Genomic DNA, 13,222 nt, shown 5'->3' with positions numbered 1-13,222 from the left:
CCGCTCAGGCGGCTTCGGCGCCGGTCTCCGCCCCCGCTTCCGTGTCCGCGCCCTGGCCCTGGCACAGCAGGGCGCCGACCTTGTCCACCAGCGCGTTCATCGCGAACGGCTTGGTCAGGATTTCCATCTGCGCGGGCAGCGTCTCGTTCTTCATGACGGTGCTTTCCGCATAGCCCGTCACCATCAGCACGGGAAGCTGCGGCCATTGGGTGCGCACGTGGTCGGCCAGCTGGCGGCCGTTCATGCCGTTGGGCAGACCGACGTCCGTCACGAGCATGTCGGGCCGCGCCTCCTGCAACAGGCGCAGCGCCTGCGGGGCATCGCACGCGGCCAGCACCGTATAGCCCTGCAGTTCCAGGACTTCGCTCATCAGGGCGCGGATGTCGTCCTCGTCGTCGACGACCATCACGACGCCCTTGCGCGTGCCCGCGGCCAGCGGCGGCTCGGCATCGTGGCCGGCCGCCGGCACCGTCTCGACGAGGTGGCGCGGCAGCAGCAGCCGCACTTCCGTGCCCTGCCCCGGCAACGATTCGATGCGCACGTTGCCGCCGGACTGGTGCGCGAAGCCGTACACCATCGACAGGCCCAGGCCCGTGCCCTGCCCCATCGGCTTCGTCGTGAAGAACGGGTCGAACGCACGCGCCACGACGTCGGGCGCCATGCCGGCGCCGTTGTCGCGCACGCTCACCTGCACGTATTCGCCGGGCCGCAGGTCGCCGTGGCGGCGCGCCTGGGCGGGCGTCAGGGTGACGTTTTCCGTCTCGATGACGAGCAGGCCGCCTTCCGGCATCGCGTCGCGCGCATTGTTCGCGAGATTCAGCAGTGCGCTTTCCAACTGGTTCGGGTCGCACAACGTTGTCCACAACGCGGTGGCCGGCCGGGTGCGCACGGCGATGGCGGGGCCGGCCGCCCGCTCGATCAGGTCCGTCATCGACATCACGAGCGCATTGACGCTGGTCGGCTTCGGGTCGAGCGCCTGGCGGCGCGAGAACGCCAGCAGCCGGTGCGTGAGCGCCGCCGCGCGCTGCGTCACGCCGAGGGCGGCGTCGATGCGCGTGGGCAGGTCGCCGGTCTGGCCCATGCGCAGCCGCAGCTTCATCAGTTCCAGGTGGCCCGTGACGCCGGCCAGCATGTTGTTGAAATCGTGCGCGAGGCCGCCCGTCAGCTGGCCCACGGCTTCCATCTTCTGCGCCTGGCGCAGCGCTTCCTCGGCCTGGCGCAGCGCGTCGGCCCGGTGCTTTTCCGCCGTGATGTCGCGCGCGACGCCGTACAGCAGCTCGCCTTCCGGAGAGATGGTCCAGGAGACCCAGCGATACGACCCGTCCTTGTGCTGCACCCGCACTTCGTAGCCGACGAGCGGCGTGCCGGCGGCCAGCAAGTGCATCTTGTCCAATACGTCGTCGCGGTCTTCCGGGTACACGAGTTCCAGGAACGGGCGCGTCGTCGCCTCGTCCGCCGTCCAGCCGAACGATGCCGTGAACGCCGGGTTCACGGTGAGGAAGCGGCCCGTCGCCAGCGACGCCGCGCACATCACGTCCGGCGAGATGCGCCACAGCCGTTCGCGGTCGCTCGCGTGCGCGGCGACCTGGTGCGTCAAGGCCCCGTTCAGGCGGCGCAGCGTCTCTTCCTTCTGGCGCAGTGCCGCCAGCGCGCGCACCTTGCCCGTCGTCTCCGTCACCGTGCACAGGATGCCGCCGACGGTGCCGTCGTCGTCGCGCACGGGGCTGCACGAGAACGTGAACCAGGCCTGCTCCGGATGGCCGTGGCGCTCGATCAGCACGGGCATGTCCTCGTAATAGCTGGCCTCGCCCGCATACGCTTTCGCGGCGATGGGCCCGACCGTGTCCCATACGTCCGGCCACACCGTGTGGAATGGCAACCCCAGCGCGGCCTTGTCGCCGAGCAGCGGCGAGTACGCGTCGTTATGGAAACTGATCAGGTCCGGCCCCCACGCGAGCAGCGAGGGGAAGCGGGAATTCAACGTGAGGCCCAGCGCCGTGCGCAGCGCGGCGGGCCAGTCTTCGATGGGGCCGAGCGGCGTCGCGCGCCAGTCGCGTCCGGCAATGCGCGCAGCCATCTGGCCGCCGCCCGTGAGGAAGGTCAGGCTGGGAGTTACCGTGGTCTTCATAGTCCTCGCTCATGCAATCCCTGGTCAATGGCCGCTCCCGGCAGTCTGCGCCGCCGTGAAAAGTCGACTATTTTAATGACAAGCAGATGACGGACGGCGCGCGCTTGGCGCGGTCCGCACGGGGCAAAAAAGACGCCCGCAAGTTGCCGTTCTGCCTGGGAATGGATGCACGCCGGCCACGGCAAAGGATCAGTATGCCGTATTCCGACAACGTGTGAAGGGTAGTTTTACAACAATCTTATGACAATTTTTCGTATTTTCCGGCAGGAATTTAATTGAACGGGCGCAACCTGATGGTTGCTCCGATGGCAACAAGCTTATACACTGAGCCGTTCCGTCCACCTGCTATCGGCCAGAAGCGGACACTGCAAATCGTTAAGCTACGACTTTTCAACTACATTGGAATATTTCTACGATGAATCCGTTTAGTATGGCGATCCCTTTTGGACTCATTGGTCCAGCGCTTGCGGTAGGGGTTTTCGCATATTTGTGGCGCGGCGCCCTCCAGCATTTTTGGTGGTTCATTGGGATTGGAGGAGTAGCGTCATACGTGTTGATGGCGACGTGCCTTACGTGGGCACTTTCCGACGTTGGCATCACCGGTAATCTATCTGTAACGCCGAAGCCGGGACTTGATCCACTCGCCATTCGCTATCTCTCGTTCATGCTGGCATGGCTGGTAGGTAGTGCCATCATCCTATTTTCACGCGGCATCTTTTAGCAAAGATATAGGCTGGGAATGCTGGGAATGTATGACTGCTATGGGTCGGGAGCCGCCTGTCGTGACAGTCGGCGACTTTTCGAGCTTGACAAGCTGCTATGCTGAGGTCAATGGCTGGGTTCGGCCAGGAGCGGACGATGGTGATCGTCGCCAGCATCGGGAATAAAGGAATACAGCAAACGATGAGAATGCTCATCAAGCTGTTAATAGCGCTAGTCGCTGCTGGGAGCGGCGCTTTGTTAGGCGCGTTTATCGCATGGGCTTTTGTCAACGCTACATACTCTTGCGCACCACAACCCAGCGACCCTTGCGACGCTGGCGCTATGGCGGGATTTGGTCTGATGCTGATTCTCAGTCCTACCATGGGCTTGATTTGTGGTGGCCTTGCTTTCTGGGCATGGGGACGTCGTCGAACCACAGCATAAGTTCGCGGAGAGCCATTTAGGTAGGGCCGCTTCGGGTCGACTGTTGACTGTCGTGATAGTTAGCGACTTTTTCGTCTTGGCAACATGCTATGCTGGTCGACAGGTCGGGTTCAGCCAAAAGCGGACGTTTCGTAAGTCCGAGGCGCGGCCACACCCAAGAAAGGATTTAAATGGCTGGCGACGTAGCTTTCGTTGAAGGGCCGCTCAAGTTCCAGCTTGAGTTTGTAGATGTAGATCCGATGGCTCTAGGTGTCCAGGCCCGGCTTGAAGTCGAGTATTCAGGTCGAAGCCAGAATCTAAAATGGACGGCCGCGCACCTTTGGTTCGAGTATGACGCCCTTGTTCGATTTGAAACTGAACTCCGTGACGGCTGCGACGCTCGACTGCTTGACACGAGCGAGTACGAAGTCCTCCACTTCGAGCGGCAGTCATCTCAGGAGTATCTAACCATCAATCCTCCTTCGCAAAGGCAGTCACAAGATGGCGACTGCATAGCAATTCGTCTAACGATCAATGCAGGGTCAATGCGCGCGCTGTATGCAGCGTTCAACCAGTTCGGCAAATGGTGGTGACGCGATCACGTCTGCTTTGGTTCGGTCGCGGTCACTCAGCAAAAGCCGCTGCAGCCCACCGAGCGCCGCTGGCCCTCCTGCCCGCTCCGGATCGAACGTCGTCGCTTGCTTGCCCGCTCATCGGTTGGACGCATGTAAAACGGCTCCGTCAGGCGCGCTTCACATTGCGAATCAACCCGGGCGCGCACAACGCCGTCACATCGCAAGCTGGCGCGTGGCATCCGTCTGGCGCATGACGGCCTGGTGCGCGGCCGCCAGTTCGCGTGCGAGGCCCGCGTCATCGGGTGCAGTGCGCAGGGCGTCGAAGCCGGCCGCGGCGCCGTGCAGGCCCAGCGTGCGGCACCCTTCGCACAGGCGCGCGAGATGGGCGCGCGCGGCATCGAGCTGGCGCGCGGCCAGCAGCTGCGCGAGGTCGGTCCCGGCGCTGACCAGCTGGCGCTGCAGGCCGCCGAGGTACAGCAGCAGGCGCGTGGCGTCGATGCCGAGGCGGCGCAAAGTGGCCGCCGGTTGCTCGTCGGCCGCGCGCATCAGCGGGGCCAGGTGGGTCTCGACGCGCGCGGCGTCGAACGGCTTGACGATGTAGCCGTCGGCCCCGAGCGACAGCGCGTGCTCCATCGTCTCGGCGTCGCCGGCCGACGACACGAGGACGAACGGCAGGCCAGCCAGCCGGGCATCGGCCTTCACCCGGGCCAGCAATTCCATGCCGGACAGCCGGGGCATGCGCAGGTCGCAGAACACGATCGCCGGAGCGAGCCCGCCGTCCAGCTGGCGCCAGGCGTCTTCGCCATCCTCCGCTTCGTGCACGTCGAACACGCCGCTCGCGGTGGTGTCGATCATGTGCATCAGCATCATGCGCGACACCACGTCATCGTCGACTATCAAAACCTTCATCCCTGCCCCATGCGTCCCAATTGTTAAATGGCAATTATACAGATAAGTGACAAGCGCACGATTCAGACTGGTTGCGCTTCGAAGCGGGACAATAATGCCAGCAGGCGCGGCAGGCCGGCGCGCACGGCGTCCAGCTCGCCGGCGTCGGCCAGCGCCTCGAGTTCCGAGCACAGCGCGTGCAGCGGCGCCTCGCCCAGGTAGCCGGCACTGCCCTTGATACCATGCAGGACACGGCCGGCCGTGTCGCCGTCGCCCTCGGCCAGCGCCGTGTCCAGCTCGGCGCGCCGGCGCGGCAGGTCGGCCAGGAAGGCCTCGCGCAGCCGCTCCTTCAAATCCCCCGCACGGCGGTTGGCGTTCAGCGCCGCCACCGTGGGCGCGGCCGGGTCGCTGGGCACGTCGAACATCGCGTCCAGCTCCGCCGTCGACGGCGTGCGCGGGGACGGCGCCGGCATCGGCGCGAGGTCGATGCCGCGCTGCAGCTGGCGCTCGATGGCGCGCGTCAGGTAGAAATGCAGCTGGGCGTCGTCGATCGGCTTCGTGATGAAGGCGTCCATGCCGCACGCCAGATAGCGCGTGCGGTCTTCCTCGCTGACGTTCGCCGTGAGCGCAACGATCATCAGGTGCTGGTCGAGCACCGGGGCGTCCAGGGGGCCGCCGGCGCGGATCAGGCGGGTGGCCGTCGCGCCGTCCATCTCGGGCATGCGGCCGTCCATCAGGATCAGGTCGTAGCGCGTGCGCGCGCACGCGGCCACGGCCAGCAGGCCGTTCTCGACGACGTCGACCTGGTGGCCCAGCTCTTCCAGCATCATGCGCACGATGATCTGGTTGGTCGGATAGTCTTCCGCGCACAGCACGCGCAGGCGGTGCGTGTGCGGCTCGCGCGGCTGGTCGGCGACGACCGGCGGCTGCACGCCATCCGCCAGCGGCAGCACGAACGTGAACGTGGAGCCCACGCCGGGCGTGCTCGCGACGCCGATCGTGCCGCCCATCAGCTCGACGAGCTGGCGGCAGATCGCGAGGCCCAGGCCCGTGCCGCCGTAGCGCCGCGTCGTCGTCGCGTCGGCTTGTTCGAATTTCTGGAACAGGCGCGGCAACGCTTCCGGCGCGATGCCGATGCCCGTGTCCTCGACCGAGAAACGGATCATGTTGCGGCCCGCGCGGTCGTGCTGGTCGGCGGGACGGCGCTCGACGCGCACGGCCACCGTGCCGCTTTCCGTGAACTTGAATGCGTTGCCGACGAGGTTCACGAGCACCTGGCGCAGCCGCGTCGGATCGCCCACGACGAAGCGCGGCAGGTCCGGGTCGAGGTGCACGGCGAAGCCCACGCTGTGCGCGCCCGCCTGTTCCTCGAACAGGGTGACGACGTGCGCGATGTTCTCGTCGAGGACGAAGTCGATGTTCTCGATGGTGAGCTTGCCCGCCTCGATCTTGGAAAAGTCGAGCAGGTCGTTGATGATCGCCAGCAGCGACTGCGCGTTGGCCTGGCCGCGCATGATCTGGTCGCGCGTCGCTTCGCGCAGTGCGCCGTCGCGCAGCGCGAAGCCGAGCATGCCGATGACGCCCGCGAGCGGCGTGCGCATCTCGTGGCTCATGTTGGCGAGGAACTCGGACTTCTGGCGCGTGGCATCCTCCGCGCGCTGCTTGGCCTGGTACAGCCGCTCCTCGTTTTCCTGCAGCGCGTCGTTGGCGAGCGCCAGCTCGTTCGTGCGCCGGCGCACCTGGCGTTCCTGCTCGCGCAATTCCTCGGTCTGGCGTTCCAGCAGACGGTTCTGCTGCTCGATGCGTTCCGTACGCGCGCTGACTTGCTGTTCCAGCATGGCCTTCTGGCGCCGCAGCACGTCCACGCGGATGCGGTAGATGCCGTAGCCGCAGCCGATCACGATGAGCGCGCACAAGGTACGGAACCACCACGTCTTCCAGTACGGCGGCAGCACCGTGACTTCCAGCGTGGCGGCGGCGTCGCTCCATACGCCGTCCTTGTTCGCGGCGCGCACCTGGAACGTGTAGCTGCCCGGATCGAGGTTCGTGTAGGTGGCGAAGCGCTTGCCCGCGTCGACGCCGATCCAGTCCTGGTCGAAGCCCGCGAGGCGGTAGGCGAAGCGGTTGCGGCCCGGCGCCGCGAAGTGCAGCGCCGAGAACTCCAGCGAGAACACGGAATCCTGCGGCGTGAGCGTGATGCCGGACAGGCGCTCGATGGGCCCAGGCAGCATGCCGGGCCGCACGTCCTGCCACGGCTGCCCGAATATCTGCAGGCCCGTGATGACGGCGCGCGGCGCGATCAGGTTGTCGTGCAGCGCGCGCGGATTGAACGCCGTGATGCCGTTGTTGCCGCCGAAGTAAAGGGTACCGTCGGCCACGCGCAGCGCCGACGCGTCGAAGTACGCGCCTTCGATCGTGCCGTCCGTCGAGTTGTAGTTGCGCCAGGCGCCGCTGGCCGGATCGAGCCGGTGCAGGCCGCTCGAGCTCGAGACCCAGATGAAGCCGTCGAGATCTTCCTGCATGGCGGCCACGACGTCGTCCGCCATGCCGTCGCGCACCGTGTAGCGCTGGAAGCGCGGCGTGCCGTCGGTGCCGATCACCATGCGGTTCAAGCCCACGGCCGTGCCCACCCACAGGTCGCCCTTGCGGTCTTCCAGCAGGTAGTGCACCTCGTCGTGCGACAGGCTCGTGGGGTCTTCCGGGTCGTGGCGGAAGTGGCGGAACTTGCCCGTCGTGCGGTCGAGCAGGTCGAGGCCGTCGAACGTGCCGATCCAGAAGCGGCCGTGACGGTCTTCCAGCATCGGGCGCACGATGTTGTCGGCCAGGCTCGCGCCCACGGCCGGATCGTGCTGGTAGGTCGTCAGCCGGCCGTCCGGGTCGATGCGGTGCAGGCCGCCGCGCGACGCGGCCCAGACGGTGCCGTCGCGCGTGACGCTCACGTTGCGCACGAAGTTGGCGTCGACGTCGTCGGTGGACAGCTGGCGCCGCGTCAGCCGTCCCGTCTTCGGGTCGAGGCGTGCCAGGCCGTTACGCGTGCCGACCCACACGGCGCCGTCGCGGCCGAGCGCCACCGACGTGGCCATCGCGTCGCCCGAGGTCCCCGCCTCGACGGGCGCGAGGCGCCACGGCCGGTCCGCGCCGGTCGCCGGATCGAACAGGTGCAGGCCGCCGTTCGTCGCGAGCCACAGCTTGCCGGCACCATCGCCGACGATGCCGCGCACCTTGTTGTCTTCCAGCGAGATCGGGGTGTCGTCGCCGCGCACGATGCGCGCGAAGCCGCCGCTGCCCATGTCCGCGCGCGACACGCCGCCGTACCAGGTGCCGACCCAGAACGTGCCCACGCGGTCGCCGTACAGCGCCGTGACCTGGTTGTCGCCCAGGCTGTAGCTGTCGGTGATGCGGTGCGGATGGCGTTCGAACTTGTCCTGCGCGGGCAGCCAGCGGTACAGGCCGCGGTCGTGCGAGCCGACCCAGATCTGGCGCTCGGCATCCTCGTACAGCACGCTGATCTCGCCGGCCGGGATGCCGTCGTCCGCGCCGAACGTGCGCGGCGCGCCCTTCTGGCCAAGCGGCAGACGTTCCAGCCCGCCCAGGCTGCCGACCCACAGGCCCTGGCCCGCGTCGACCATCAGCGCCTGCACGAAGTCGTACTTGCCGCCGCGCGGGGACGGGTGATGGCGGAAATGCATGCGCTCCGGATCGAGGCTGTCGAGGCCCGACGCGGTGCCGATCCACAGGCGGCCGTCACGCGCGCGCGCGAGCGCCGTCAGCTTGTCCGACGCGAGGCTGTCCGGCACGCCCGGCACGTGGTGCCACGTGTCGAAGCGGCCGCTGGCGATGTCGAAATGCTGCAGGCCGTCCGCCGTCGCCAGCCACAGGCCGTCCTTGCCGTCGTCCAGGATCGCGCGGATGTGGCGGTTGCCGTTGCCCCGCTTGACCGGCTCGTCGGGCAGGAAGTGGCTGAACGTGCCGGTGGCCGGCTCGTAGCGATCGAGGCCGCCGTCGGTGCCGATCCACAGCCTGCCCTTGCGGTCGACGTACAGCACGCGCACCCAGTTGTTGGCGAGCGTCTTCGGGTCGCCGACGACGTTGCGGAAATTCGTGAAGCGGTAGCCGTCGTAGCGCGACAGGCCGGACTGGGTGCCGAACCACATGAAGCCGTCCGGGTCCTGCACGATGGACAGCACGGATTCCTGCGCGAGGCCGTCGTCGACGGACAGGTGCTCGAAGCGCAAGGTGGGCGTCGGCGCGGCGTGGGCGCAACCGAGCCACAGCGACATCCAGGAAAGCGCCAGCAAGGCGAGCAGCCATCGTCTCATGCTTCGAAAAACTCCAGTACGTCGCGGTGGCGCGCATAGGTGTCGCGCTGGCCCAGCGCCATCAGCTCGCGCGTGTAGCCCCGTTCGAACAGCAGGTACGACGCGAGCGCCGCGCCGCGTGCCTCGGTGGCGCCGATGCCGCCCAACAGCGTGCGCACGGGCCCGGGCAGGTCGCCCGCGTGGCGCGCCGCGATGTCGTCCAGGCGTTCCGACGGCACGATCGCGAGCAGCTCGACGCGGCGCAGCGGCGTCTTCGCCAGCAGGTCGTCGGGCAGCATGGCGAGGGTCTGGTTGACGCGCTGCAGGCGCTCGATGTCCATCGCGAGGCCGTCCAGGAAGATCGACGACAGCGCGTGACCGGCAATCTGCGCCAGGGTCGGATAGGATACACGTGCCGGCAAGTGGCGCACGGTCTCGTTCATGCGGCCCGCCCCCACGACGAGCACGCGGCGCGCGCCCAGGTGGATCGCAGGCGCGATCGGCGCCAGCTGGCGCATCGAACCGTCGCCGCAGTATTCGATGTGGCCGTCCAGGTACAGCGGCACGGCCGGGAAGATGAACGGCAGCGCGCTCGACGCGAGCAGGTGGTCGACTCCGATCTGACTCGCGAGGGCGACGCGCTGGTGCCGCTTCCACGGCACGACTTCCCGATCGGTCTGATAAAACGTCACGTGCTGGCCGCCGGTGTACGACGACGCCGTGACGGCGAGCGCATCGAGGCAGCCGCTGGCCAGCGCCTTGTCCAGGCGCGGCAGGTCGAGCATGCGGTGCAGCAGGCCGACGAGCGGCGTGTTGTCGAGCAGCGACGTGGGCGGGGCCGCACGCCACTGGCGCAGCATCCAGCCGAACGACAGCAGCGACAGCCAGCGCGCGCCCGAGCGCAGCACGCCGAGCGAATCGGCGCGGTAGACCTGCGACACGCCGATGCCCTGCCACACATCCGCCAGATGCCCGATGGCGTCGCCGAAGTCGTCGGCGCGGCAGGCCAGCGCGGCGGCATTCAGCGCGCCGGCCGACGTGCCGCAGATGATCGAAAACGGATTGCGCGCGGCCGGCCAGCCCGCATCCCCCAGGATGCGGGAGATCGCCTGCAAGACCCCAGCTTGATAGGCCGCGCGCGCGCCGCCGCCGCTGAGGATTAACCCCGTTTTACGTTCAATGTCCACAGGGCAAGGTTAGCAAAATCCGTCCAACTTGCGTTGAATAAATATCTTATTAACAAATACTTCGTTGTTTATGGGCCTCGACAAATGGTCAAACACTTCCGCGACCGTAGTGTGGGGCGTTTCAAGCCGGGGGCTTGAAATGCGTGCCCACGCGTAACGCTCGCGTCATGCCAGCTTTCGCGTGGGCGGAGGGCCGCCCACCCTACGCGCTTTAGATACGCAACGGCTCCGATGTCTGACCGTAGACCGTAGGGTGGGCACCCAGTGCCCACGCGTAACGCGCGCGTCGTGCCAGCTTTCGCGTGGGCGGAGGGCCGCCCACCCTACTCGCCTTTTGCTACGCCCTCTCGGCGCGGGTCGGCACCGCCGAACCACAGCGGCACGCCGTGGATGGTCATGCGCGCGATGCCCTGCAGGCCGGACGTCTGCTCGAACACGCGCACCGCGTGGCCGCGCGCCTTGAGCGCGTCGATTTCCGCCGCCGGGAAGCGGCCCTGCTCGAGCTCCGTCGGGCCGTTGCGGCTGCCGAAATTGGGCAGCGCGATCGCCTGCTGCATGTCGAGGCCCCAGTCGAGCGTGCCGACGAGGACCTTGGCCACGTAGTTGATGATGAGCGGCCCGCCCGGCGAACCGACGGCTTCCACGAAGCGTCCCGTCTTCTTGTCGAACACGATCGTCGGGCTCATCGCGCTGCGTGGGCGCTTGCCCGGCTCGACGCGGTTGGCGACGGGGCCGTTCGCATCGCGCGAATCGAACGAGAAGTCGGTCAGCTGGTTGTTGAGGATGAAGCCGTCGACCATCTGGCGCGAGCCGAACGCGTCCTCGACGCTCGTCGTCATCGACAGGCCGGCGCCGTACGGGTCGACGGCGACGATGTGTGACGTCGAATGCGCCTCGATCGAATTGTCCAGGCCCCAGTTCCATGCAGCCTCGACGCCGGGCGGATGCCCCGCTTCGGCCTTGCCCATCGAACGCGGCCCGATCAGGCGGGCGCGCTGCGTCAGGTAGCCCTTGTCCAGCAGCGCGGGGACGCCGCGGCCGGGCAGCGGGACGAAGTCGGTGTCCGCGGCGTAGCGGTCGCGGTCGGCGTACGCGAGGCGGCCCACTTCCGAGAACAGGTGCACGGCGTCCGTGCCCGGGATGCCGTTGGCCGGCGCCAGCGCGGCCATGTCGCGCGTCTCGAACATGCCGAGCATCTGCGCGACGGCGATCCCGCCCGACGACGGCGGCGGCATGCCGCAGACGGTGTACGCGCGGTAGTCGTTGCAGACGGGCTCGCGCAGCTTCGGCCGGTACGCGGCGATGTCGGCAGCCGTGAGCAGGCCCGGATTGGTCGGGTGGCTCTTCACTTTCGCCTCGATGTCGCGCGCGATCCGGCCCGTGTAGAACACCTCGGCGCCGCCGTCCGCCAGCTCGTGCAAGGTGCGCGCGAGCGCGGGATTCTTGAGGATGTGGCCGACGGGCCATGGGTTGCCGTCCGGGCCGTAGAAATAGGCGCGCGCCGTCGGGTCCTGGCGGATGTAGCCGTCCTCGGCAAGCAGGCTGTGCAGGCGCGGGCTGACGGCAAAGCCTTGCTCGGACAAGCGGATCGCGGGCTGGAACAGCGCCTTCCACGGCAGCTTGCCATGCTGGCGGTGCGCCAGCGCGAGCATGCGCAACACGCCGGGCGCGCCCGTCGAGCGGCCGCCGACGATGCCTTCCCGGCGCGACATCGGCGTGCCGTCCTGGTGCTGGAACAGGTGTTCGTCCGCCTTCGACGGCGCCGTCTCGCGGCCGTCGTACGCCTGCACCTTCTTGCCGTCGTAATACATGAGGAAGGCGCCGCCGCCGATGCCGGACGATTGCGGCTCGACGAGCGTGAGGACGAGTTGCGTGGCGATCGCCGCATCGATCGCGGTGCCGCCCTGCTTGAGCATCGCATAGCCCGCGTCGACGGCGAGCGGATTGGCCGCCGCCACCATGTAGTTGCGCGCCGTCCAGCCCGGCTTCTCCGTGTAGCCGCTGGCGGCTTCCGGTACCTGCTGCTGGGCGCTCGCGTCCTGGGCAAGCGCGATCGACGGATTCAGGGCGGCGGCAAGCGCGCCACCCAAGGCAAGGGCGAGCAACTTCGACTTCATGCGATTCTCCAAAAAAAGCAACGCGCGGCTCGCGCCACGCGTTCGATACCATGGAGCATCGTACCCGAAATTGCCGGACAGCTCACGCCGGCAAGTGTCGCGTCACTTCGGCTGCATGCGGATCGCGCCGTCCAGGCGGATCGTCTCGCCGTTCAGCATGACGTTTTCGATGATCGTCTTCGCCAGGTGCGCGTACTCGCGCGGCATGCCGAGGCGCGGCGGGAATGGCACCATCTTGCCCAGCGAATCGCGCACTTCCTGCGGCATGCCCATCAGCATCGGCGTCTCGAAGATGCCCGGTGCGATCGTCATCACGCGGATGCCGCTGCGCGACAGGTCGCGCGCCATCGGCAACGTCATGCCGGCGACGCCCGCCTTCGACGCGCCGTACGCGGCCTGCCCGATCTGGCCGTCGAACGCGGCGACGGACGCCGTGTTGATGATGACGCCGCGCTCGCCGTGCTCCAGCGCGTCTTCCTTGCCCATCTGGTCCGCGGCGAGGCGGCACATGTTGAACGTGCCGACGAGGTTGATGTTGATGGCGCGCTGGAACGCGTCCAGCGGATGCGGACCGTCCTTGCCCACCGTCTTGATCGCAGGCGCGACGCCGGCGCAGTTGACGAGGCCGCGCAGGCTGCCCAGCTCGCGCGCGGCCGCGACGACGGCGAGGCCATCCGCTTCGGACGTCACGTCGCACTTCACGAACCGTGCCGGGGCGCCCAGCTCGGCGGCCAGCGCCGCGCCCGCTTCCTGCTGCACGTCGGCCAGCACGACCTTGCCGCCCGCCTCCACGATGGTGCGCGCGGTGGCCGCGCCCAGGCCCGAGGCGCCGCCCGTCACGATGAACACGTTATTCTGGATTTGCATCTGTCTCCCCCTTTATTGGTGTGCTGGATATTGCTTC

General features: G+C 67.6%; 8 protein-coding genes. 2 read left to right on the top strand and 6 right to left on the bottom strand.

Annotated features, from left to right (window positions below):
• Window positions 1–4 precede the first annotated feature (4 nt).
• Window positions 5–2,128: a hybrid sensor histidine kinase/response regulator gene (locus HAV22_RS14895; RefSeq protein ID WP_166859866.1), complete on the bottom strand. Its 2,124-nt coding sequence runs from the start codon at window positions 2,126–2,128 to the stop codon at window positions 5–7.
• Between the two features lie 858 nt (window positions 2,129–2,986).
• On the opposite strand from HAV22_RS14895, the gene HAV22_RS14890 reads away from it, so the two are divergent.
• Both HAV22_RS14890 and HAV22_RS14885 read left to right on the top strand, forming a co-directional pair.
• On the top strand, window positions 2,987–3,274 hold the full coding sequence (locus HAV22_RS14890; protein WP_166859865.1) for a hypothetical protein: 288 nt from the start codon (window positions 2,987–2,989) through the stop codon (window positions 3,272–3,274).
• Window positions 3,275–3,444: 170 nt separating this feature from the next.
• Window positions 3,445–3,846, top strand: coding sequence for a hypothetical protein (locus HAV22_RS14885; protein WP_166859864.1), 402 nt, complete (start codon window positions 3,445–3,447; stop codon window positions 3,844–3,846).
• A gap of 195 nt (window positions 3,847–4,041) precedes the next feature.
• Here the strand turns inward: HAV22_RS14885 and HAV22_RS14880 are convergent, their stop codons facing one another.
• The 5 genes from HAV22_RS14880 to HAV22_RS14860 all read right to left on the bottom strand — a co-directional run bounded on the left by HAV22_RS14880 (window position 4,042) and on the right by HAV22_RS14860 (window position 13,185).
• The gene (locus HAV22_RS14880; RefSeq protein WP_166859863.1) at window positions 4,042–4,737 is read right to left on the bottom strand and encodes a response regulator transcription factor; all 696 of its coding nucleotides are present in this window, start codon (window positions 4,735–4,737) and stop codon (window positions 4,042–4,044) included.
• Window positions 4,738–4,799: 62 nt separating this feature from the next.
• Complete coding sequence (locus HAV22_RS14875) at window positions 4,800–9,035, bottom strand: hybrid sensor histidine kinase/response regulator (RefSeq protein ID WP_166859862.1); 4,236 nt, start codon at window positions 9,033–9,035, stop codon at window positions 4,800–4,802.
• The gene (locus HAV22_RS14870) at window positions 9,032–10,201 is read right to left on the bottom strand and encodes a patatin-like phospholipase family protein (protein ID WP_166859861.1); all 1,170 of its coding nucleotides are present in this window, start codon (window positions 10,199–10,201) and stop codon (window positions 9,032–9,034) included. Before HAV22_RS14870 ends, HAV22_RS14875 begins: the two co-directional genes overlap by 4 nt.
• A gap of 323 nt (window positions 10,202–10,524) precedes the next feature.
• Complete coding sequence (ggt, locus tag HAV22_RS14865) at window positions 10,525–12,318, bottom strand: gamma-glutamyltransferase (protein WP_166859860.1); 1,794 nt, start codon at window positions 12,316–12,318, stop codon at window positions 10,525–10,527.
• Window positions 12,319–12,420: 102 nt separating this feature from the next.
• Window positions 12,421–13,185, bottom strand: a complete 765-nt coding sequence (locus HAV22_RS14860; protein WP_166859859.1) for a 3-hydroxyacyl-CoA dehydrogenase — start codon at window positions 13,183–13,185, stop codon at window positions 12,421–12,423.
• Window positions 13,186–13,222 lie beyond the last annotated feature (37 nt).

The organism is Telluria antibiotica, assembly GCF_011682055.1.
Classification (GTDB): domain Bacteria; phylum Pseudomonadota; class Gammaproteobacteria; order Burkholderiales; family Burkholderiaceae_D; genus Telluria; species Telluria antibiotica.
This window is presented reverse-complemented; position numbering and strand designations above follow the sequence as displayed.